Origin of the sequence: Microbacterium sp. Kw_RZR3 (assembly GCF_029222405.1) — a bacterium.
Lineage (GTDB): Bacteria > Actinomycetota > Actinomycetes > Actinomycetales > Microbacteriaceae > Microbacterium.
Map to the genome: position 1 here is coordinate 1 of NZ_JARHXC010000012.1, position 519 is coordinate 519.

The following is a 519-nucleotide window of genomic DNA, read 5'->3' on the forward strand; positions in this document are numbered from 1 at the left end:
ACCCGTCGTCGGGCAGGCGCACCCACGACGGGTTCGCGCGGAGCTCAGCGATGCGCGCGGCGTCGTCGCCGTCGGCATCCGTGGCACCGGACGGGATGGTTCCCGCCTGCGCCGCGAGCCGCGCAAGGTGCGCCCGCACGTGCGGGTCGGTGATGGCCGGATGCACGGCGTCGGTCACGGGGGTCCTTCCGGCGGGTGTCGGGATGCCGCGCACGCGGGCGGCGATGCCCCGAGCGTAAGACCCCGGATGCCACCGGCCCGACGCCGACGATCAAGCGTTACGCCGCGGAAACACCGGCGTCGCCCGCGCTCCGCACGATTGCCCCATGTCTTCTCCGGAACAGCGCGCGGCGGCGATCCTCGCGGCGCAGCGCTTCGTCGTCATCGGAACCGCCGACGTAGACGGCCCGTGGACAGCGGCCGCGCAGTACCGGCTCCTTCCTCGCGGCCTGTACGTCGAGTCCGACCTCGGGTCGCGGCATGCGCGGGCGATCGCGGCGGCCGGGGTGGCATCCGGTG

Annotated in this window: 1 protein-coding gene; it reads left to right on the forward strand. The window is 74.6% G+C overall.

All coding sequences use genetic code 11. The annotated features are described in order from the left end of the window. Positions 1-326: 326 nt before the first annotated feature. Positions 327-519: pyridoxamine 5'-phosphate oxidase family protein (locus P2P98_RS00360; protein WP_275796097.1), on the forward strand; the 193-nt coding region annotated here is incomplete at its 3' end.